The organism is Xylanibacter brevis ATCC 19188 (genome assembly GCF_000621725.1).
Lineage (GTDB): Bacteria > Bacteroidota > Bacteroidia > Bacteroidales > Bacteroidaceae > Prevotella > Prevotella brevis.
Genome location: NZ_JHXM01000009.1, coordinates 26,126 through 48,672 on the forward strand (window position 1 = coordinate 26,126; position 22,547 = coordinate 48,672).

16 protein-coding genes and 2 tRNA genes are annotated in these 22,547 nt (G+C 49.5%); all 18 read right to left on the bottom strand.

What is annotated here, in order from left to right; genetic code table 11:
• Window positions 1-132 precede the first annotated feature (132 nt).
• On the bottom strand, window positions 133-1,377 hold the full coding sequence (locus T433_RS0105860) for a permease (protein WP_027455202.1): 1,245 nt from the start codon (window positions 1,375-1,377) through the stop codon (window positions 133-135).
• Window positions 1,378-1,512: 135 nt separating this feature from the next.
• The gene (gene guaA / locus T433_RS0105865) at window positions 1,513-3,123 is read right to left on the bottom strand and encodes a glutamine-hydrolyzing GMP synthase (protein WP_027455203.1); all 1,611 of its coding nucleotides are present in this window, start codon (window positions 3,121-3,123) and stop codon (window positions 1,513-1,515) included.
• 6 nt (window positions 3,124-3,129) lie between these two features.
• A complete protein-coding gene (locus T433_RS0105870; protein WP_027455204.1) occupies window positions 3,130-3,882 on the bottom strand; it encodes a nucleotidyltransferase family protein in 753 nt (250 codons plus the stop codon).
• A 62-nt stretch (window positions 3,883-3,944) separates the two neighbouring features.
• Window positions 3,945-4,115, bottom strand: coding sequence for a hypothetical protein (locus tag T433_RS16460; RefSeq protein WP_155808405.1), 171 nt, complete (start codon window positions 4,113-4,115; stop codon window positions 3,945-3,947).
• A gap of 11 nt (window positions 4,116-4,126) precedes the next feature.
• Window positions 4,127-5,077 (bottom strand): hypothetical protein, encoded by a 951-nt coding sequence (locus tag T433_RS0105880; protein ID WP_027455205.1) that lies wholly within the window; start codon window positions 5,075-5,077, stop codon window positions 4,127-4,129.
• Window positions 5,078-5,737: 660 nt separating this feature from the next.
• Window positions 5,738-7,177 carry an asparagine--tRNA ligase gene (gene asnS / locus T433_RS0105890; RefSeq protein ID WP_027455207.1) on the bottom strand — a complete coding sequence of 480 codons (1,440 nt, stop codon included), beginning with the start codon at window positions 7,175-7,177 and terminating at the stop codon, window positions 5,738-5,740.
• A 126-nt stretch (window positions 7,178-7,303) separates the two neighbouring features.
• Window positions 7,304-8,575, bottom strand: coding sequence for a pseudouridine synthase (locus tag T433_RS0105895; protein WP_027455208.1), 1,272 nt, complete (start codon window positions 8,573-8,575; stop codon window positions 7,304-7,306).
• A gap of 74 nt (window positions 8,576-8,649) precedes the next feature.
• Complete coding sequence (gene purB / locus T433_RS0105900) at window positions 8,650-9,996, bottom strand: adenylosuccinate lyase (RefSeq protein ID WP_027455209.1); 1,347 nt, start codon at window positions 9,994-9,996, stop codon at window positions 8,650-8,652.
• A gap of 153 nt (window positions 9,997-10,149) precedes the next feature.
• Window positions 10,150-10,224, bottom strand: a tRNA-Val gene (locus T433_RS0105905).
• A gap of 33 nt (window positions 10,225-10,257) precedes the next feature.
• Window positions 10,258-10,332: transfer RNA gene (locus tag T433_RS0105910), tRNA-Val, on the bottom strand.
• A gap of 149 nt (window positions 10,333-10,481) precedes the next feature.
• On the bottom strand, window positions 10,482-12,551 hold the full coding sequence (locus T433_RS14805) for a beta-L-arabinofuranosidase domain-containing protein (protein WP_044109341.1): 2,070 nt from the start codon (window positions 12,549-12,551) through the stop codon (window positions 10,482-10,484).
• Window positions 12,552-12,570: 19 nt separating this feature from the next.
• A complete protein-coding gene (locus tag T433_RS0105920; protein WP_155808406.1) occupies window positions 12,571-13,251 on the bottom strand; it encodes a hypothetical protein in 681 nt (226 codons plus the stop codon).
• A gap of 184 nt (window positions 13,252-13,435) precedes the next feature.
• Window positions 13,436-14,572: an OmpA family protein gene (locus T433_RS0105925; RefSeq protein WP_027455211.1), complete on the bottom strand. Its 1,137-nt coding sequence runs from the start codon at window positions 14,570-14,572 to the stop codon at window positions 13,436-13,438.
• A 165-nt stretch (window positions 14,573-14,737) separates the two neighbouring features.
• On the bottom strand, window positions 14,738-16,561 hold the full coding sequence (gene mutL, locus T433_RS0105930) for a DNA mismatch repair endonuclease MutL (protein WP_027455212.1): 1,824 nt from the start codon (window positions 16,559-16,561) through the stop codon (window positions 14,738-14,740).
• A gap of 15 nt (window positions 16,562-16,576) precedes the next feature.
• The gene (locus T433_RS0105935) at window positions 16,577-18,214 is read right to left on the bottom strand and encodes an OstA-like protein (RefSeq protein ID WP_231478055.1); all 1,638 of its coding nucleotides are present in this window, start codon (window positions 18,212-18,214) and stop codon (window positions 16,577-16,579) included.
• Between the two features lie 26 nt (window positions 18,215-18,240).
• Window positions 18,241-19,584: a peptidylprolyl isomerase gene (locus T433_RS0105940; protein ID WP_044109365.1), complete on the bottom strand. Its 1,344-nt coding sequence runs from the start codon at window positions 19,582-19,584 to the stop codon at window positions 18,241-18,243.
• 29 nt (window positions 19,585-19,613) lie between these two features.
• Window positions 19,614-21,041, bottom strand: a complete 1,428-nt coding sequence (locus tag T433_RS0105945) for a peptidylprolyl isomerase (protein WP_027455214.1) — start codon at window positions 21,039-21,041, stop codon at window positions 19,614-19,616.
• Between the two features lie 9 nt (window positions 21,042-21,050).
• Window positions 21,051-22,532: an IMP dehydrogenase gene (gene guaB, locus T433_RS0105950; RefSeq protein ID WP_027451084.1), complete on the bottom strand. Its 1,482-nt coding sequence runs from the start codon at window positions 22,530-22,532 to the stop codon at window positions 21,051-21,053.
• Window positions 22,533-22,547 lie beyond the last annotated feature (15 nt).

Genomic DNA, 22,547 nt, shown 5'->3' on the forward strand with positions numbered 1-22,547 from the left:
AAATGAGGCGCTGCGAGCATACAATTACTTTGCCGTAAGGGCACCTTGACTTTGCCGTAAGGAAAGCTCGGGTATGCCGTAACGAAAGGGATGGTTTGCCGTAAGGAAACCTGGGGCTTGCCGTAACCAGACTCAGGCTTGCTGCTGACGACGACCCTTGAAGGTGTAGCCAATGCCTTCGACAGCCTGCTGGACGTCGGCCTCGGTGGCAGTGCCCTTGACAGTGAGGGTGCAGGCCGAAGCATTTGCCTTGGCCGATGTGACACCGGGGAGTGACTCGACGGCACGCACCACAGCAGCCTCGCAATGGCTGCAGTACATATCTTCAACCCGATAGACCACAACATCGGCCTCTGCAGGTTTGGCTTCCCCCCTGCCATCGCGCCACTTCATGAAGAGGGCAAAGGCAATCATGAGGGTCAGGGCGACTGCACAGACGAGCTTGAAGGGGCTGGGCAGCACGACATCGCTGGCACAACAGGCATCGCTAGCCACGGGGGGGAAGAGGTTCAGACCACTGGCATTGAGCAACAGGCCGAACAGCACCGAGAAGCCTACGATGGTGGCTAGGTAGATGGCTGTGAAGCGGCGCCCCATGGACTTGTGGACCACAAGGATTGAAGCAAGGTTAACTGCTGGTCCGGCCATCAGCATGACCAGGGCGGCACCGGGCGAGAGGCCTTTCATCATGAGGGCGGCGGCCACGGGGATGCTGCCTGTGGAACAGATATACATGGGCACGGCAATGGCCAGAATGACCAGCATCTGGAGCAAGGGCTCGCTGCCAAAGCTGAGGAAAAAATCGTCGGGCACGGCCACCTGGATAAGGGCGGCCACAACAAGACCTACAAGCAGACGCAACCCGATGTCGCGAATCATGTCGTAGTAGGCATACTTCAGCACGCGCCATGGCTTGCTGCCCTGCTCTACGGCGCAGGTGGCTGTGGCATCGTCGGAGAAGTTATCGTGGCGAATCAGGCGGTTGACCAGCAGGCCACCACACACACCGGTGATGAGGGCGGCTACCGGACGAACAATGGCAAAGCCCAGTCCCATGAGCGAGAAGGTGGCCAGGATAGAGTCGATGCCCGTCTGTGGCGTGGCGATAAGGAACGAGGCAATGGCGCCCTTGGAGGCTTTCTCATTGCGAAGACCAATGGCTGTAGGGATGACGCCACACGAACAGAGTGGCAGGGGCACGCCCAACAGGGCTGCCCAAAGCACCGACCAACGGTTGTCGGCCGACAGATAGCGGGCATAGAAGCGCTGTGGCACATAGACATGCAGCACACCAGCGATAAGGAAGCCCAACAACAGGTAGGGGGCCATCTCGGCCACCACCATCAATAGTGAAGAAAAAAAACTTTGTAAATTCATGCGTCAAAGGTACTAAAAAAGGAGGGAGGCACAAAAAAATGAGACTGAAATAATGTTATCTCAGTCTCATTATACTCTATTGTAGGTATTGCTCTGTCCCGACAGTGCGGGAATTAGCAACTGGGGAAAGCAATCTTACTCCCACTCGATGGTTGCAGGTGGCTTTGACGAGATGTCGTAGCAAACGCGGTTGACACCACGCACCTTGTTGATAATCTCGTTAGACACCTTGGCCATGAACTCGTAAGGCAGATGAGCCCAGTCGGCTGTCATGGCATCGGTAGAGGTAACGGCACGCAGTGCAACGGGATGCTCGTAGGTGCGCTCGTCGCCCATCACACCTACCGAACGAACGGTAGAGAGGAGGATGGCACCTGCCTGCCAGATCTGGTCGTAGAGCGAAACCTCGATCTCGCCGTCCTTCATATCGGCAGGAATACCAGCGGCCAGCACCTTGCGGGCCTCTTCGCCACTGAGCTTCACCTTATAGTCGCGCAGACCACGGATGTAGATGTCGTCGGCATCCTGCAGGATCTGTACTTTCTCACGGGTGATGTCGCCCAGGATACGTACGGCCAAACCGGGACCTGGGAAGGGATGACGGGTGATGAGATGCTCGGGCATACCCATCTGGCGACCTACACGGCGCACCTCGTCCTTGAACAACCACTTCAGTGGCTCGCAGAGCTGCAGGTGCATCTCTTCTGGCAGACCGCCCACGTTGTGATGGCTCTTGATGACCTTACCAGTGATGTTCAGCGACTCGATGCGGTCGGGGTAGATGGTACCCTGTGCCAACCACTTAGCATCGGTAATCTTTTTGGCCTCGGCGTTGAACACCTCGACGAAGTCGCGACCAATAATCTTACGCTTCTGCTCGGGATCGGTAACACCTGAGAGGTCTGAGAAGAACTTCTCGCTGGCATCCACGCCAATCACATTCAGACCCAGCACCTTGTAGTCGTCCATAACCTGCTGGAACTCGTTCTTACGGAGCATGCCGTGATCTACGAAGATACAGGTGAGGCGAGAACCAATGGCCTTGTTGAGCAGAACGGCAGCAACGGAAGAATCGACACCACCCGAGAGACCCAGGATGACACGGTCGTTGCCCAACTGCTGCTTGAGCTCGGCTACGGTAGAATCGACAAACGAGGCGGCACTCCACTCTTGCTTACTGCCACAGATGTCAACCACGAAGTTCTGGAGCAGCTGCTTGCCCTGAAGTGAATGGAACACCTCGGGGTGGAACTGAACGGCCCAGATGGGTTGCTTGGTCGAGGCAAAGGCTGCATTGGTAACGTCCTTGGTAGAACCGATAACCTTGAAGTCGCTGGGGATGGCAGTGATGGTGTCGCCATGAGACATCCATACCTGAGAGTGCTGCTCGAAGCCCTTGAACAGGGGATTCGTCGTATCGACAGTCTCCAGGTTGGCACGTCCGTACTCGCGAGAGTCGGCCTTCTCTACCTTGCCACCCAGTGTGTGCGAGATGAACTGCGCGCCATAGCAGATGCCCAACACGGGCACCTTGCCTACAAACTGACTCAAGTCAACCTTGAAGGCCTCGGGATCGTGGACTGAGTAGGGGGAACCACTCAGGATGACACCAATCACCGACTCGTCGCCAACGGGGAACTTGTTGTAGGGCAAGATCTCGCAGAAGGTGTCTAGCTCACGCACACGACGGCCAATGAGCTGCGTGGTCTGTGAACCAAAGTCTAAGATGATGATCTTCTGTTGCATATATTATTATAATGATGTGATAAATGTCTCTGCTTCGTCTAACGTATCCAACTTGCCTACATCCATAAGGCGCAGGTCGTCCTTAACCACGCCAACAACCTTGGAGCGGTGACAGATACTGAGATAGAAGTCGATAATGGGGAAACGATCGGGGAAGCGATCCATCAGGGTGAACAGGCGGGGCGAGAAGCTATGGATGCCAGAGAAGGCATATTCGTTGAGGGGCTCGCCATATTGCGAGAGGCCAGTGCGACGGACATACTCGTAGGGCGACTTGATCTCGCCGGTTTCTTTGTTAATCCATCCCATCAAACGCATGGCATTGTCGAAAAGCAGATAGCGCTTGGTCTTACGACGGCTGACCAGCAGAACGGCTTCTTCGTCGGCTTCGTGTTGCTGAGCAAACCAGTTAAAATCGACGTTGCTCAGGATATCTACGTTGTGGATAAGGATAGGGTCGGCATCGTCGAACAGCGGACCGGCCTTCTTGATGCCACCACCAGTCTCTAACAACTGGCTGCGCTCGTCGCTGATGCGGATGTCCATACCGAAATCATTGGTCTTGAGATAGTCAACAATCTGGTCGGCAAAATGATGCACGTTGACTACCACGCGTTCATAGCCTGCAGCCGTCAACTTCGTCAAGATATGCCACAGCAGAGGGCGCTCTCCTACTCTCACCAACGCCTTAGGCATTGTGTCGGTGAGGGGTTTCAGTCTTGTACCAAGACCTGCTGCAAATACCATTGCCTGTTTCATGCTGCAAAATTACACATTTTTTTTGGAATACACAAAATAATAGTTGAATAAGACACGGGGGATTATTCGTCGGTCCACATACTGAAAGTGGACTGACGCGACTCTATTTCTTCAGCATCGACGGGAGTGTCGTCTGGATCGGCCGTGGTCTGGGGATTGGATGCGTAGAGCATCTGTGTATTTGTATGGAGGCACACCACAGTTATGGTGGGTTTCTGATAGGTTTTCTTCATTGTCAAATGTACTACTTAATCATTACTTTAACGGTCTTGCCTTGCTGGTTTCCCGAGGCATGGCGCATGATATAGAGGCCTTTGCCTGGACGCACGACACGACGGCCGTGCAGGTCGTAGAGCTCATCACAACTGGGCGAAGCAACGGCTGCACGGATGCCAGTGGTCTCATTGGTCTTGTTGACCTCGGCGGGCTCGTCAACAAAGGTCACACTGAGACGAGCATTTGAGGTTGAGGGAAGACTGGATGTGAGAAGAGGCAGGTAGGCTTTGTTGGCCTTGATGGTGCCGTCTTTGATGCGGACGAACTTACCACCACTGAGACCGAAGTTGGAATAGTCGCCATCAACGGTTGTAATGGGGGTGGGAACAAGCGTGCCACGCAACAGGTTGGAAGCGAGGGTCTCGCCATCGGTAGCGATGGGGAGAAGAATGGTCTGGCCGGCCTTCTCTGGATTGTAAAGCACAATGGGTGTCTGAGGAGCTACCCTACCCTGTATCTTTGCGAAGCGGACTGTCGTACCTGAAACGGACGAGACTGCATAGGCGGCATAGTCGTCGGTAGGCGTCAGGTCGAGTGCGTAAGGACTGCAATAAGTGGCGTAGCCGCTGGCAGCAAGTTTCAAACCAACGTGAGTCATAATCTTAACGTCGTCAATAACAATACGGCAACTGCTTGCTGCAGAAAACGTAATCCCTGGATTCTTCCCTACATCTGTTATCTTGACTGTGTAGTTGGTATAGGTAGATGGAATATCATCTAGGACTGAAGGGGTAACGGTGCAATTTTCGCCAATAACAGAAAGTGTCTTTTCGTCAGCATCCCATCCTTTAACGTTTATCGTCATGATTGCATCTGTCGTCATAGCAGGAAGCACAGGAGTCGTGATTGAGCCTGGACCATTTTCTTTAGCTAATCGGACGCCTCCATACTTATCTACATGATAAATATCACCACTCATTGTCCAACCAGTTTGGTCAAAAGAGCTTGTATCGTAGTTATCAACCAAATCGAACGTCTCATGAAAAATAACACCTGAATCAGTTTCATCTTCAAGAACATATACGGTAAAATCATGGGGACATGTATTGAGGTACGTGTCTGTGTATGAATAAGCAGAATAATCATTGGATTTTTTTTCACCTATAAAACGGTTCTCATTACTGATATTCTGAATCAAAGCGACACCGTTATCAAAACTAAAAGACCAAACAGAAGCCTTTGAATCAAAACTTAATGATGTACCCGAAGAGTTATACAAATATTTATCCTTGTCCACATTCTTTATGTAAAAGCCATCAGTAGCGGCATCAACTCTCCACACATATGATTCATAACCCGTCAACTCTACGCTTTTATAGTTTGACGTTGTCTGAAGAACTGTGGAAACAATAGAATTATTAAGAACGCGTCCGTTCCTCTCAAATACATATTTTCTTCCTGCTTGTACAGATGTTACTTTGGTAAGTTTGTAGGAGGCAAAACCCTTAAGGTTTCCCAAAAGAAAACATGCCAAAAGCAACCACAACTTTAGTAAATAGTTATTTATCATCTTTAAGGTTGATTAATTGTAAAAAAAGAGGGGGCGTGCCAATAATGACACACCCCCTATCGTTAGGAATTAGAATTCTGCTGATTTTGGTGTACGTGGGAAAGGTATCACGTCGCGAATGTTCTGCATACCTGTAACGAACAGGATGAGACGCTCGAAACCAAGACCGAAACCGGCATGAGGGCATGAGCCCCACTTGCGAGTATCGAGATACCACCAGAGATGGGTCTGATCCATCTCACGACGGTTAACCTCGCTCATCAACTTGTCGTAGCTCTCCTCACGAACAGAACCGCCAATGATCTCACCAATCTGTGGGAACAGCACATCGGTACCCTGCATGGTGGGACCAGGAGCAACAGCACCCTTGTAACCTACAGAACCGCCATCGGTAGTATCCTCGTTCTGCTTCATGTAGAACGACTTGAAAGCACGTGGATAGTCGGTCATGATGACTGGCTTCTTGAAATGCTCCTCTACAAGGTAGCGCTCGTGCTCAGAAGCGAGGTCATCGCCCCAGTTACAGGGGAACTCAAACTTCTTACCATTCTTGATAGCCTCCTGCAGGATGTTGATACCCTCGGTGTAAGGCAGACGAACGAAGGTCTCTTTCAGAACGCCTTCCAGACGCTCGATGAGGGTCTTGTCGATCATCTTATTGAGGAACTCCAGGTCGTCCTTACAGTGGTCGAGTGCCCAACGAACGCAGTACTTGATGAAGTCCTCTTCGAGGTCCATCAGCTCTTCCTGGTCGATGAATGCAACCTCAGGCTCTACCATCCAGAACTCGGCCAAGTGACGAGGCGTGTTAGAGTTCTCTGCACGGAAGGTAGGACCGAAAGTGTAGATGGCTCCCAGGGCTGTGGCACCCAGCTCGCCTTCCAACTGACCAGAAACGGTAAGAGAGGTCTGCTCTCCGAAGAAATCATCGTCGTAGATAATCTTGCCGTTCTCGTCCTTCTTCAGGTCGTAGAGGTTCTTGGTGGTGACCTGGAACATGTTGCCTGCACCCTCACAGTCGCTGGCTGTGATCAGCGGAGTGTGGAAATAGAAGAAACCGTGCTCATGGAAATAGGTATGGATGGCCATTGCCATGTTGTGGCGGATGCGCATCACGGCTCCAAAGGTATTGGTGCGCAGACGCATGTGGGCATTCTTACGCATAGCCTCGAAGCTCTGGCCTTTCTTCTGCATGGGATAGTCGTTGCCGCAGAGACCATAAACCACCAGGTTGGTGGCCTGAATCTCGCTGCTCTGACCGGCACCCTGGCTCTCTACGAGCGTACCCTCGGCGCAGATACATGCGCCGGTGGTGATGTCTTTCAGCAACTGCTCATCGAACTTGGTGGGATCAACCACAATCTGAACGTTGTTGATTGTTGAGCCATCGTTGAGGGCAATGAAGTCAACAGCCTTCGAACTGCGGTGCGTGCGCACCCAGCCCTTCACGCAGACTTCCTTGCCATATTCTGTGCTCTTCAGCACATCGATTATCTTAGTTCTTTTCATTGTTTTAAGCCCCCTAAATTAGGGGGTTGGGGGTCTGAACAAGCGAAATCAGACCATTACGCTCCTTTATTGTTGGGATCTGCGCCTGTTCAGACCCCTGTTGTCTCCTAGCTTAGGGGACTTGTATTACTCGTAAGCACCCATGCGCAGGCGGTCAACCTCCTCTTCGGTGAGGAAGCGCCAGTCACCACGACGCAGGTTCTTCTTGGTAAGGCCAGCGAACTGTACGCGGTCGAGCTTGGTAACCTTGTAGCCCAGGCTCTCGAAGATACGACGCACGATGCGGTTCTTACCCGAGTGAATCTCGATGCCTACCTGCTTCTTGTCAACGGGATCTGCATACTCGATAGCGTCGGCCTTGATCTCGCCGTCGTCGAGCATCACACCCTCGGCAATACGCTGCATGTCGTGAGCAGTTACGTTGTGATCCAGATACACGTGGTAGATCTTCTTCTTCAGGAACTTTGGATGAGTGAGTTTAGAAGCCATATCACCATCGTTGGTGAGCAGAAGAACACCAGTGGTGTTGCGGTCGAGACGACCTACGGGATAGATACGCTCGGGACATGCATCCTTCACGAGATCCATCACAGTCTTACGCTGCTGGGGATCATCGCTGGTAGTCACGTAGTCCTTGGGTTTGTTCAGAAGCACGTAAACCTTCTTCTCGAGTGTCACGGGATTATCGTGGAACTTCACGAGATCGGTGCGCATTACCTTTGTTCCCAGCTCGGTAACTACCTCGCCATTAACGGTAACGACACCTGCCTGGATGAAGTCGTCGGCTTCACGACGGCTGCAAACGCCAGCATTGGCCAGGAACTTGTTCAGACGTACGGGCTCATTGGGATCGAAGTTGATCTCCTTGTACTCAATGCGCTTCTTCATTGAATACTTTGCATTGGGATCGTAATCGGCTGTGCGAGGACGATAGCCTCCCTGAGGACGCTGGCCATAACCGCCCCGCTGCTGATAACCACCACCCTGAGGACGCTGGCCATAACCGCCACGCTGCTGGTAACCACCACCCTGAGGACGCTGACCATAGCCGCCCTGAGGACGCTGACCATAGCCACCCTGTGGACGCTGACCGTAGCCACCCTGTGGGCGCTGCTGGTAATCGTTATTACCATAATTATTGGTACGAGGACGATAGCTTCGCTGTGGAGCTTGACTCTGCAAACCAGCACCGAAGCCTTCAGGACGGAAACCGCCTTCTTCATCCTGGCTATGCTTGTTGTAACTAGGGCGCTCGTAGTTATTGCTTACTGGACGTGCATGAATACGTGGACGTGGCGAGCGACCTACTGGTCTGAATTCTTTCTGGAAGCCTTCACGGCTTGTGCTCTGCTGTTCTGTTGACAGCCCTTCATGATTTTTTTCGTTTTCGAAATCCATAATAAATGAATCTTTAATGATGTTAATAATTGGAACCTCACGGCTCCGTTAAATAAAAATTATTGTGTTGAATATTAAATACCTGTATAGGTCCATGGTGTGATTTCCATCAGTTCCTGCTTCACGCTGTCGCTGACATTCAGGTTCTGGATGAACTCATGGATAGTCTCTTCAGTCATCTTCTGGTTAGTACGCGTCAGAGCCTTCAAAGCCTCGTAGGGTTTAGGATAGCCCTCGCGACGAAGGATGGTCTGAATACCCTCTGCTACGACGGCCCATGTGTTCTCGAGGTCCTCGTGCAGCTTCTCTTCGTTGAGGATCAGCTTGCGCAGACCTTTCAGTGTGCTTTGGAAAGCAATTAGGGCATGACCCATGGGGACACCTACGTTGCGAAGAACGGTAGAGTCGGTCAGGTCGCGCTGCAGACGGCTTACTGGCAGTTTCTGAGCCAAGAAGCCCAGCACGGCATTGGCCATACCGAGGTTACCCTCTGAGTTCTCGTAGTCAATAGGATTGACCTTATGGGGCATAGCGCTAGAACCCACCTCGCCAGCCTTGATCTTCTGTTTGAAGTACTCCATAGAGATGTACATCCAGAAGTCGCGATCAAGGTCGATGATGATGGTATTGATGCGGCGCATGGCATCAAAGATGGCTGCCAACCAGTCGTAGTTAGAGATCTGAGTGGTGTACTGCTCGCGCTCAAGACCCAGCTTCTCGCTAACGAAACGGTTGCCAAACTCGCGCCAGTCATACTGAGGATAGGCTACATGATGCGCATTATAATTACCTGTAGCGCCACCGAATTTTGCGGTCATTGGCGTCTCCTTCAAAGAGCGAAGCTGCTCTTCCAAACGGTAAACATATACCATCACCTCCTTGCCAAGACGCGTAGGAGATGCGGGCTGGCCGTGTGTCTTTGCCAGCATGGGCACCGTCTTCCACTCTTCGGCATAGTCATTCAACTGCTCGATCAGTTCTTCGAGCAGAGGGCAGTAAACATTCTCGAGTGCCTCCTTGATAGAGAGGGGCACACTCGTGTTGTTGATGTCCTGCGAGGTGAGACCAAAGTGAATAAACTCTTTGTACTGGTCAAGATTTCCAATGGCGTCTAGTTTCTCTTTGATGAAATACTCCACGGCCTTCACATCGTGGTTTGTTACCGATTCAATCTCTTTCACACGCTGTGCTTCCGCTGGTGTAAACTGGCGATAGATGTCGCGCAACGTCTCAAAAAGTGAATGATCGAAATCCTGAAGACCTGGTAAAGGCAGTTCACATAGTGCAATAAAGTACTCTATTTCCACACGAATGCGATAGCGAATCAACGCATATTCTGAGAAATACTCGCTCAATGGCTCTGTCTTACCCCGATAGCGACCATCTATAGGCGAGATGGCCGTCAATAAATTAAATTCCATGATACTCTTATAGATAATTATCTTTCAGCGTGCAAAGGTAAGCATAATTATTAAAAATGAAGAAGATAGAATTAAGAAATGCATCTGTTTTAGTATTTTTTTTGTTTTGAGGACACAAAAAAAGTTGCAACCTCACGATTGCAACTTCTTTTGTGGGCGCTGAGGGATTCGAACCCCCGACCCTCTGCTTGTAAGGCAGATGCTCTGAACCAACTGAGCTAAGCGCCCTAACTTACTTAAAGAAAAAGGTTTTTACTTGAGTGGGCGCTGAGGGATTCGAACCCCCGACCCTCTGCTTGTAAGGCAGATGCTCTGAACCAACTGAGCTAAGCGCCCTTTCTTTTCGTAAGCGGGTGCAAAGGTAAGGAGTTTTTTTGATTCCACCAAATAAATTCCAAAGTTTTTTCAATAAATGCCTAAAAAAAGTGCTCTCACCCTGTTTTTCGGGGTGAGAGCAACCAAAATCTCTTTGTATTATCACTTTTTTATTCGCATCCCTCAATGCGGGTCTTCACATCTGCTTTCGGGAACGAAGTGATACGAAGACGTGCAGCGCCCATAGGTACCAGCTGCAATGGCTTCACTTCATCCGAGCGTTTTGCGAAACAGGTGGGCAGCAAATCGGTCATGCCTGTAGCATCCATCCCCCAAGAAGGAATCTGGCGTCCTTTGGCACTGAACTGAAGAGGAACGTTCTCGAGCGTGAAAGGATAATTATCAGTTGGCCAAGGACGATGCTCCACCTGAATATCCTTTGGCAACTGTTCGTCCATCTGCAGTGCATAGTTCCAATCGGAAGCAGCATAGATTTCATAAGCAGGCCACAAGCCGGCATCCACGCCCTCCTGCCAATGAGAGTCGTCTTGTACAATCTCCTTATCACGACTGTCTCGTTGTTGGTAGCGCTCAGCAATCTTCAACGAGAGCGTGAGTGGACCATAGTTCACGCTGACACTCGATTTGTTCTTCTGCCAAGTACGTGTTGTGATGCTCATGGGCATCTTCAGCACAACCTCGTCGCCATCGTTCCAGGTGCGTTCGATACATACAAAACGTCCATTGGCAGCTGTCAGATTGCTCAGCGGGGTGCCGTTGACGCTGATTGCCGTTTGGTCTGACCATGCAGGGATTCGGAGATAGAGCGGGAAGTCTACTGCTTTCGAAGTCGCTATCTTCAGTACCACTTGTTCTTCGAAGGGGTACTTAGTCGTTTCAGTGAGTCGAATCTCCTGGCCATTAGAAACGAGCGCAGTGGTCTCACTTTCTGAATACAACATCGTTGCAAGTCCACCATCGGTTGTGGCCATCACCAGATGTTCCGTGAAATAAGGCCAGCCCATACCATGATTATGCTGACAGCAGCGACTACTGAAAGGACTCATCGACAGCATGCCGCGCAGACTATTATCGATACTTGGAGCATGATTCTTTCCATCACTGATAGCCATATTAGGAGAGGTGATATATCGCAGTGCACGCATATCGCTGGTCAAGGCTGCGGGCAGGGTATTGAAAGCCACTTCCTCACAATGGTCTGCCCAGAACGGATCGCCCGTGATGCCCATCATCATCTCGTCACTTGCCATCTGTTCAACAACAGCACAGGTCTCAGCGCCTTGACGCGGATCAGTATAACCCAAGCGGGCATTCTCATCGGCACCAAACATTCCGCCAGGCACCTGACCATAGCGTTGGCGCATGGTTTGATGATTCTCGTAAGCAGCCTGCAACATCTGGTCATCACCATTATATATATAATAGGTGGCAGGCTCACGAAATCCTTGCGCCACATTCACGCCATGCCAGTTGGGAAGGTCGTTCTTTAATGTCCAGTCAACGCCACAACGGTGCAACTTATCAATAAGGGGAAGAATAGACTTGTCGCCGGTATGATTATAAAGCCATACCACACTCCATTCGTTATCACTGCCGCGTTTTGACTGCCACAGACCTTTCAGGAAATGCTCATCGGGAATGGTCAGTTCCCATTTGAAATAATTGGTCATTGCTGTCAGCACACGCTCGTCACCGCTATATTCATAATAGGTCTGCAATGCCCATAACATTGGCATCTTAGCCCAAAGGTCGGGTGTGTTAGGATCGCCATCGGTGCCGCTTGGTCCCAGTTCACCGTTGGCCTTCAAGTGAGACAGCACGGCATCGAACCATACCTGTGCTTCAGCCTTCAACGTCTCATCATCCAGGATATAGGCCAGAGAAGAATAGCCGCGGAGCCAATAGGGCACCTCCTCCCATCCATGATCCCCTTTATCAGAAAGCCATTGGTTGTTGCGTTTGTCCAACCAGGCACTCACCGTACCCAACTGGCCATTTAGACCATCACGCTGACGGTTCAACATCTCGCGCAACCAACCGCGTGGCTGCACCTTTCCCACAGGCAACTTCAACAACCGGCCGCCATGTAAGGGTGCACGATAGGATGAATAGTTGACCATCATTCCCATCGCCGGACGATCAACAACAGACACTTTCTGCTGAGCGGCCAACGGCAATGATGCCAACAATACATAGAACAATGCTAATTTCTTTTTCATTTCTTGTAAGGTTTTTATTTTAGAATCTGATTATTTTCTTTGCTATAGTACCATCGCGGACAATAGAGATGCCTTTCCCCGGAACATCTACAGGTTGTCCTGAGAGGTTGAAACATTGGCGCGACTGCTGTTCTGGAACAACATCGCAGATGCCAGAAGTACTAAACGAGCCATTGAAATACAAGCCATAATCAATATGGCCACCACCACCGCCTTGCTTCAAGGATACAGCCAACACATTATCGCCTTCAACAAATAACTTTTTCTGACGAGGTATCAGTACAAAACTATCATAATCATTATCGTTCCACCCTGAGGCGTTCCAGATGAGCCTACCATTCAAATAGACACTGGGATTCTCATCGTAACTACAAGTCAACACAATCGTTTTGTCCTGAAGTTCTTCCACCTGTTGCTTAGTAAGCGCAAAATGGCGCCTTACCAATATTGGTTGTAGCTGACTTCCCCACTCTGTCGTCATAAACTGATCGAGACTGTTACTGAGCGGACCTACCCCTTGCACCCACTCTTCTTCATCCACACAGCGGCCTGCCCATTTATCGGAAGACAAGTCGGCTAACTCATCATTACTATTTAAGAGATAGTAAGCGCAAAGCCAAGGACCATCTATGAGCGTTGACAACAACTTGGTCTGCTCTGTTTCCTGCGCATTTAGGGTGCCATAAACAAACACCATCAAAAGAAGTATTAATTGTTTCATCAGTTTTAAGTTATGGTTTTCACGCCACAAAATTACGACCAAAGAAACAAAACAATGACAAAAATACAGTCAATAAAAGAAAAAAACAGTTCAATAAAAGACAAAAAAAAGAATCCCGTGCGGAAAACCACACGGGATTCAGGAATACTATGTTACGATTAGATTACTTAATCTCAACAGTAGCACGACGATCGTAAGAAGCGGGCTTCAGGATCTTAACACCACCCTTAGCAACAACTTCGATCTTAGATGCGTCAACACCCATCTTAACCAGCTCAGCCTTAACGGTGTTAGCACGCTTCTCAGAAAGCTTCTGGTTGAAAGCAGCGCTACCAGTCTTAGCATCAGCGTAACCAGTTACGACGATAGTCTTGTCGTTGGCCTTAGCAGCCTCAGCGAGGTTCTTAACGTTTACGAGGTCCTTCTTAGAAGCAACCTTAGACTTACCGATGTTGAAGAATACTGATACGGGAGCAACAGCAACCTCCTTAACGGTAACAGTCTTTGCCTCGGGGCACTTGTGGTTCTTGATGATGTTGTTCAGACGGTCGTTCTCCTCGCCAGCAGCACGGAGCTGATCGTTCAGACCATCGATCTCGCTCTGCATGAGAGCCTTGATAGCGTCAACATCGGGAACCTTATCAAATGTACCCTTACCCAGGTTGTAGGTCAAACCAACCTCAACGCTAACGGTACGGTCCTTCTGCTCGAGGTTCCAGCGCTTTCCAGCACGTGGGAAGTTAGCACCGTCGAAGTCAGTCTCATGACCACCAAATGCGAGGTCGAGGTTGACTGCCAACTTTCTGCTTACCTTGAAAGTATTCAGGATACCGAAGTTCAGACCCATAGCATACTGATCGTAGCTCATGTTGCGAGAAACGCTACCACCGAAGTAAGGAATGAAGTTCCAGATACGATCGGGATTGTAACCGCAGAACATGTTGCTCAGATTGAACAGAACCTGCTCGTTAGCAGTCCAATACTTATTTGCATTGGTTTCAGCATCCTCAGAGATTACGGTGCGACCCCAAATACCATTCACCTTGGTACGAAGACCGAGACCAGGAGTGAACCACTTACCAATAGCAACAGAAGCGCCGAGGTTTGTGCGGTAGTCCTTCAGCAGACCACGATAAGACTCACCATCGTTATAGAAAGATGTTCCAACGAGGTTAGCCTGTACAAACCAGTTGCTCCAGAATGAATTGGTTGCTACACTGAACTTCTGTGTAGGCTCGTCCTGTGCCATACCAGCTACAGAAACACTGGCGAAGGCCAGTACCATTAAAATCTTTTTCATACAATTTTTATTTTAGAAACGATAATAATTTATTTCATAATTCGCTGCAAAAGTAGATAAAATAATTAGAACTTCCAACAAAAAAGCATAACAAAATGCATTTTACATGTTAATTTCCTTTAAAAAAGATGCAAATGCGAGCCTTTTCGCTAATTTTTTAACATTTTACCCTAACATTTGTTCTATATCATGTTGCGGCAAAATGCAAAGGATGGCGCGGCCATCGGGCGTGTAATTTACATTACTACAGGCAAATAGTTGATTGACAATGCCCTCCATCTCGTCGTTCGAGAGCACCTGACCTTGCGACACTGCTGAATGGCGAGCCATGCTGAGGGCCAACGAAGCATGCATCTGTTCGGTAGAACTTACGCCATGTTCAATTGCGTCAGACACAACACTACGAAACAGGTTGACAGGATCCACATCATCGAGTTCGGCTGGAACACCGTTGATGGCAAAACTGCCACCACCGAGATCGCTAACCTCAAAACCCATAGATGCCAACTCAGGAATCATGGTTTGCAGAACCACGGCATTTGAAGGCGAGAATTCCACAGCCTCTGGGAACAAGATGCGCTGGCTCTTGCCCGACTGATTCTTCAACTGCTCCATATAGCGCTCGTAGCGAATGCGTATATCTGCTCGCTGCTGATCAATAATCATCAAACCCGACTTCACAGCAGTCATGATATAACGCCCCTTATACTGATAGTGAGCCGGTGACTTCTCTTCCACCAGCAAAGCATTACTCTCTTCCGAGTAGAATGGCTCTTTGCTATCAACAAACAAGTCCGTCTCTTCGGGCATTGGTTTCGAAATAGCTTCCTGATACAGTTTCTCCCAATCAGGGGTCACCGATGGTTTCTCTGGTGTACTACTAAACGGATTGTAGGAAGAGTTATACGAGACCTTGGGCATCTGGATAGCATCACGCTGGGCATCGAACACAGGAATCTCTGGGCGACCTTCGGTATCAAAATCGATGGAAGGTACCTCGCAGAACTTACCGATCGAGTCCTTGACAGCAGCTACGAGTATCTGCCAGATGCTCTGCTCGTTTTCAAACTTAATCTCAGTCTTCGTGGGATGTATATTCACGTCAATATCGGCCGGACTTACTTCAAAATAGATAAAGTAAGGCACCTGCATACCAACAGGAATCAGGCGTTCGAAAGCGGTGATGATGGCTTTATGGAAATAGGCATGCTTCATGAAGCGGCCATTCACAAAGAAATAGTCGTTACCTCCCTTTTTCTTAGCAGACTCGGGCTTACCCACAAAACCTGTGATATTACACAAAGCCGTCTCTACAGACACTGGCAGTAGATCATGATTCAGTTTCTTGCCAAAGACATCCGTGATACGCTGGCGCAGAGAGCCAGCCTTCAGGTTCATAATCTCCTGACCATTGCTATACATCACAAAGTTGATGTCAGGATAGACCAGCACGATGCGTTCAAAAGCAGTGAGGATGTTATTAAGTTCGGTAGCATTAGTCTTCAGAAACTTTCTGCGAGCTGGCACGTTGAAGAACAAGTTCTCCACCTTGAAGTTGCAGCCCACCGGACAAGCCACTGGCTCATGTCCAACTACACGTGAAGCATTCAAGGTCAGACGGGTGCCAATATCCTCTCCCTCCATACGTGTGGTCAGTTCCACCTGTGAGACTGCAGCAATCGAAGGCAGTGCCTCACCACGAAAGCCCATGGTGTGAAGTGCAAAGAGATCATCAGCCTGACGGATCTTTGAAGTAGCATGACGTTCGAAAGCCAAACGGGCATCCGTCTCCGACATACCACATCCGTCATCGATGACCTGTATGGATGTTCTGCCTGCATCAACCACCAGCACACGGATATTCTTAGCACCGGCATCGACAGCATTCTCTACCAGTTCCTTAATGACCGAAGCAGGACGCTGAATCACCTCGCCAGCAGCAATCTGGTTAGCGACGGAGTCAGGCAACAGTTGAATAACATCACTCATAGTATATTTTCTCTCCTATTCATTAAATGCTCTGGAAGTCCCCTTACGGTTCGATTCCTTACGTTTCTGTATTTTCAGTTCGGTGCCAGCCTTCTTAGGACGCCAATTGAAAATATCATCCTTCGACAACGGGCGCACATAATCGAACCATGCAAAGCGTTCCAGAAAACGCTTCTTAGGTGGTATCTGCGACATCGGGTACATGGTACCATCGGCCTTGGGCGCCCATATCTTCTGTAACTTGCGCTTCTCCATGAACATCTTCAGTTCGCTGGTTTGCATACTCACAAGTCCTACATACGAACTGTCCGACTCCTCAACGGGGTAATAGACCACCTCCACGTTATCCACAGCTCTACCCTCACGAATGTCTCCTTTCTCAAAGAAAGCAAACATATCCTTCGAGGATATCTGGTTGTAGAGCCTATCCTCGGGCAACTTCTCGATGGAAAGCGCCTGTCCCAACACATTGGCATGATCCAGCACAGAGTCTTTCATGAAGACCTGAATACGTTCACCCAACAACTGCTGGTTCTGATTCCAGACAATAGGATCATGATAAAGCGTCATGCAAGAGTCTTTCGACTCATACACCAGCGAATCGCAGACAGCCTGTACGTCAACACGAAACGCGCGTACCTTATTATACGCGTGTATCACGCGATAGACCGAGTCAGTATTAATATTATATGTGAACACCTTGAAGGTGTCGGCATGCATATACAGTGAATCGCGCTGCGAGAAGTCTATCACCACGGCACTATCCGTACACAAGGCATAGCCGATGCTATCCTCATAATGACCATAATTACAGAGCAGGCGGTTCTTGTTCACCGAGTCTGTATAGACCACATGGCCAAATCCCTCGTTAACGCCCGTCTTTCCATTATGCCACAGACTATCGGCCGTCAGCTCACGACCCTCGTTTCTCAACACCGAGCGGTCCAACAATTCAGCCACTTCTGTATCGGTGTTATAAAAACCCAACTCCGAGTAAATCTTACTATCGCCCGACACGATGTTGGATGGTCCAACGATTTGCGCTTGTTTCGAACGCGTGTTGTAATACAGCGAGTCGGTGGTCAGGTGAAAACGCTTATCATCCATAACGACATGATAATAGAACACCGCCATTTTCGTGTCCGTATGATATTCTCCCCAGTCACTTGTCAGCGTAGTTTCTTTATCCACCAGTTGACCGCCATTCTGGAAATAACCCTGATTCCAGATTCTGTCAAAATAGAGCGAATCCGTATAAAGCGTTGTTCCTCGATGCTTCAGCACCACATTATCAAGTGCTTCCAGCATCTGGTCATCACCATTATAGTAACCGAAGTCACTGACCAACGACAGAGTGTCGCCTTGCAACATTTTCACATGTCCCCACGCCTCAAACGAATTGTTACCCTCAAAGAAGTTGGCACTATCACAATAGAGTTTTGCGCCATCATGTTCAAATTCCACATGGCCGCGCAACACCTGAGCATCATTGTTCTGCCAACGGTCGTAGCGCAGTTCGTCGGCATGAACCAGATAGACCCTTTTCTCCGCTTTCTTCTTGGTCTTGGGTTTCACAGCACCAGTCATAGACGCCGCAAACACCAGGGGCATGCAGAGCACACACAGAAGCATCATGATGATACTTCTGTGCATAAAATGTTGTATTATGGTCTTAACACTCATTTAATCCAACCTTGATATTCGAACTGACAGTCACGATACCTATCGCCCACATGGACATACGTATCCTTAATCTTCTTGACCACCCAGTCATGGAGCTTCTTCTCGCGGCGCTTCTCCATCACCACGTCCTTCATCACCTGGAAGTCCTCAGTGATGATAGCCTTGTGACCCTCCGTTCTGCTCTTCAACTTGGCAATGGCACAAACCGTCTTACCATTGTTATTGATCATCACAAAGGGTTTCGATATCTGTCCCACCTTCAAGGTGTCAACGACCTTAGCCACCTCTGCAGGCAGATCCTGCAACTGGAACTTAGACGTCTGTCCGCGCTCCGAGCGGTTGGCCATCAGACCCTTATTGTTGCGAGTATCCTTATCATCGGAAATCACGCTAGCACCCTCTTCAAAGGTGAAGAGCCCTGCACGAATATCCTTTGCAATAGAATCCAAACGGTTGGTAGCCTGCACAATAGCCGAGTCAGAGACGATAGGCTTACGCAAGATATGGCGCACTTTGATTTTCTCGCCGCGCTTATCTACCAATTGGATGATATGAAAACCGAATTCCGACTCCACAATCTTAGAAACCTTCTTTGGGTCTGTCAGATTGAAAGCCACGGCAGCAAAGGCTGGGTCGAGCATACCACGACCGGTGTAGTCCAGTTCACCACCATTTCTACGTGAACCGGGGTCCTCTGAATACAGTCTGGCCAGTGTTTGGAAAGAGGTCTCACCCTTATTCACACGGTCGGTATATTCGCGAAGCTCATCCTTCACGCGGTTGATCTCCTCTGCAGAGATACGTGGTGTCTGTGTGATAATCTGCACCTCAACCTCGGTAGGTACATAGGGAAGACTATCAGAAGGCAGGTCTTTGAAATAGCGTCGCACCTCTGCAGGTGTCACTGCTATCTCTTTCACCAGATGCTCCTTCATGCGCTGAATCATCATTTGGTCACGAAGGTCGTCGTGCATAGACTGACGGATCTGCGAGATACTCTGCTTCTTATACTCCTCAAGCTTCTCGCGAGAGCCAATCTGCTGAATCATGTATTCGATGCGCTGCTCAATGGCTGAAGCCACCTCAGCCTCCGTCACCTCGATACTGTCTATTGCAGCCTGGTGAAGAAACAACTTCTGAACAGCAATCTGTTCAGGAATAGCACAATCAGGATCTCCCTTCCAGCGCACACCCTCCATGGCAGCCTGCATGCGGGTCACCTCGATATCACTCTTCAGGATGGCCTCATCGCCAACAACCCACACAACCTCGTCAACCACGGTTCCGATCGAGTCGTTACCGAGTGTCGAGGCCATCATAGCCATAGGGGTTACGGCCATCAGTGACAAAAAAAGACGTTTCAGTTTCATTAGTGTTTGTTTACGGTCTTCAGAACTTCCTCGTTCACCTTGAACGTATATTTGCGACGCAGCTGAGCAATCCACTCTTTCTCCAGCTGTTCCTGATAGTCAGAAACCACCTGTCCGCGCACGTCCTGATAGGTCTCAGGACCCTTCTTCAGAATCTTTCCATAGACAGCATCATAAGGATAGTCCTTCACCTTGGTTACCGTGGTATCCTTCTTGAACACCAGACTATCTACCAAGGCGTTATCACCCTTCTTAAAGATACCTTTTTCCACACGGATGCGGATCACTGAATCAGCATTGAACGTGGTGCGCAACTTATCGGCCCACTTATCGAAGTCGAGCTTTTTCACGCAGTCCTTAACAGCCTTAATATCGGCCACATCCTTCACGTGATAAGCCATACCCTTGTAGCGAGGCTCATCCCATGCGTAGTTCTTCTTATGTTTCTTAAAATAGCGTGCCAGACCCTCTTCGTCCTTAGCACCCTTATCCCACACATTCATGTTCTTGATCTCATAGAGCAGAAGACCGTCGTGATATTCGCGAATCAGATATTTCAGTTCCATATCCTTCGCAGCAAACTCGTCGGATTTCTGATCCATCATCTCCTCTTTTGTCAAGCCCTTTGGATTGGCAGCTACCAGTGAGTCAATCTTCTGGCTGGCAATATTATCGCGCATATTACGCTGTTCCATGAAGCGCAGGATGCTGTTGCGATGATATTCGAAAGGTTCAAATTGTTTGCGTTCCTTCATCAGGATGATGTGATAGCCGAAGGGCGATGTTACGATGCCCGACATCTCACCAGGCTGCAGTGCAAAGGCCGCATCCTCATATTCTTTCACCAGTTGTCCGCGCTGAACGAAAGGTAACAGTCCGCCCTGACGAGCAGAACCAGGATCCTGCGACACCTTCTTAGCCAGTTCTTCAAAGTCGGCACCAGCCTTCAAGGCCTTATAGATAGAGTCTATACGCACCTTGGCAGCATCCCATTCAGCCTGAGGGGCCTGTTGGTTAGCACGAATCAAGATATGAGCAGTACGAATCAGACCGTCAGGTCCGACGCGCTTGGCTGCATCATCATAAATCTTGTGTGCTTCACGTTCCATATCAGCATCCGTCACCAGCAGAGGTCTGATCTGCTGGTCACGGTACTGACGGAACTCATCTTTATAAGACTTCAGCGTGTCAATCTTTGCATCAAGAGCGGCAGCAATCTGCAGTTTGTAGTTCACAAACAGATCCACATATTCCTCTACCGTCTTCTTGTCGATGACACCTTCTGAGTTGTTTTTATTAAAAGAGTACTCAAACTCCGAACGCAACACAGGCTCACCATTGATAGTCATCACAACGGGGTCGTCGGTTGTCTGAGCAAGTGCAGCAGCGCTCATAAAGCATGCTGCCAAAAGCATTTTTAGTTTCATATGAGTTTTTTAATCATTAGGTCTTGAATAGTTGGGAGCCTCACTCGTGATTGTGATATCATGAGGATGACTCTCCATCACGCCGGCATTGGTGATGCGGGTGAACTTAGCATCGTGCAGATGGTCGATGTCAGCAGCACCGCAGTAGCCCATACCAGAACGCAAACCGCCAGTCAGCTGATAGATCACCTCCTGAACAGTTCCTTTGTAAGGCACACGACCAGCGATACCCTCGGGCACCAGCTTCTTCACGTCCTTGGTATCAGCCTGGAAGTAGCGGTCCTTTGAACCGTGCTCCATAGCCTCCAGCGAACCCATGCCACGATAGCTCTTGAACTTACGTCCGTTGTAGATAATGGTATCACCAGGGCTCTCCTCGGTACCTGCTACCAGCGAACCGATCATCACACTTGAACCACCAGCGGCCAGTGCTTTCACGATATCACCAGAGTAGCGAAGACCACCGTCAGCGATCAAGGGCACACCAGTACCCTTCAGGGCGCTATATACATCGTAAACAGCGCTCAACTGAGGCACACCGACACCTGCTACCACACGTGTTGTACAGATACTACCAGGACCGATGCCCACCTTCACAGCGTCTGCACCATTGTCAACCAGCATCTTTGCAGCAGCGCCAGTAGCGATGTTACCTACCACGATATCAATATTCTTAAATGCATTCTTTGCCTCACGAAGCTTCTCTACAACGCCCTTTGAATGACCATGAGCGGTGTCGATCACAATAGCGTCAGCACCAGCATTGACGAGTGCCTGCATACGGTCCAGCGTATCAACAGTCACACCCACACCGGCAGCCACGCGCAGACGACCCTTCTCGTCTTTACAAGCCATGGGTTTATCCTTAGCCTTTGTGATATCCTTATAAGTGATAAGGCCTACCAAGTGGTTATCCTTATCCACAACGGGCAGTTTCTCGATCTTGTTCTCCTGCAGGATCTGTGCAGCAGCAGCCAGGTCGGTCTGCTGATGAGTGGTCACCAGGTTCTCCTTAGACATCACATCATCTACGGGACGATCCAGACGACGCTCGAAGCGCAGGTCACGGTTGGTGACGATACCTACCAGATGGTTATCTTCATCTACTACAGGGATACCACCAATGCGATATTCCGACATGATGGCAAGCGCCTGAGCAACGGTTGAACCACGACGAATGGTGACAGGATCATAGATCATACCATTCTCTGCGCGCTTAACGATAGCCACCTCGCGTGCTTGGTTTTCGATCGACATGTTCTTGTGGATCACACCGATACCTCCCTCACGTGCGATAGCGATAGCCATCTGACTTTCCGTAACGGTATCCATAGCTGCAGTAACAAAGGGCACATTCAACACGATGTTACGTGAGAAACGTGTTTGCAACTCTACCGTTTTAGGCAGTACTTCTGAATAAGCGGGAATCAACAGGACGTCGTCAAAAGTGAGACCGTCCATCACAATCTTATCTGCAATAAATGATGACATAATATGGTACTTTTG

Bases quoted from the DNA above. Each gene is read 5' to 3' on its own strand.
- T433_RS0105880 (WP_027455205.1), bottom strand. From the start codon at position 5,077: ATGAGTGGTGATATTTATCATGTAGATAAGTATGGAGGCGTCCGATTA.
- purB (WP_027455209.1), bottom strand. From the start codon at position 9,996: ATGGAATTTAATTTATTGACGGCCATCTCGCCTATAGATGGTCGCTAT.
- T433_RS0105940 (WP_044109365.1), bottom strand. From the start codon at position 19,584: ATGGCCGTAACCCCTATGGCTATGATGGCCTCGACACTCGGTAACGAC.
- guaA (WP_027455203.1), bottom strand. From the start codon at position 3,123: ATGCAACAGAAGATCATCATCTTAGACTTTGGTTCACAGACCACGCAG.
- T433_RS14805 (WP_044109341.1), bottom strand. From the start codon at position 12,551: ATGAAAAAGAAATTAGCATTGTTCTATGTATTGTTGGCATCATTGCCG.
- T433_RS0105945 (WP_027455214.1), bottom strand. From the start codon at position 21,041: ATGAAACTAAAAATGCTTTTGGCAGCATGCTTTATGAGCGCTGCTGCA.
- T433_RS16460 (WP_155808405.1), bottom strand. From the start codon at position 4,115: ATGAAGAAAACCTATCAGAAACCCACCATAACTGTGGTGTGCCTCCAT.
- T433_RS0105870 (WP_027455204.1), bottom strand. From the start codon at position 3,882: ATGAAACAGGCAATGGTATTTGCAGCAGGTCTTGGTACAAGACTGAAA.
- guaB (WP_027451084.1), bottom strand. From the start codon at position 22,532: ATGTCATCATTTATTGCAGATAAGATTGTGATGGACGGTCTCACTTTT.
- mutL (WP_027455212.1), bottom strand. From the start codon at position 16,561: ATGAGTGATGTTATTCAACTGTTGCCTGACTCCGTCGCTAACCAGATT.
- T433_RS0105935 (WP_231478055.1), bottom strand. From the start codon at position 18,214: ATGCACAGAAGTATCATCATGATGCTTCTGTGTGTGCTCTGCATGCCC.
- asnS (WP_027455207.1), bottom strand. From the start codon at position 7,177: ATGAAAAGAACTAAGATAATCGATGTGCTGAAGAGCACAGAATATGGC.
- T433_RS0105860 (WP_027455202.1), bottom strand. From the start codon at position 1,377: ATGAATTTACAAAGTTTTTTTTCTTCACTATTGATGGTGGTGGCCGAG.
- T433_RS0105895 (WP_027455208.1), bottom strand. From the start codon at position 8,575: ATGGATTTCGAAAACGAAAAAAATCATGAAGGGCTGTCAACAGAACAG.
- T433_RS0105925 (WP_027455211.1), bottom strand. From the start codon at position 14,572: ATGAAAAAGATTTTAATGGTACTGGCCTTCGCCAGTGTTTCTGTAGCT.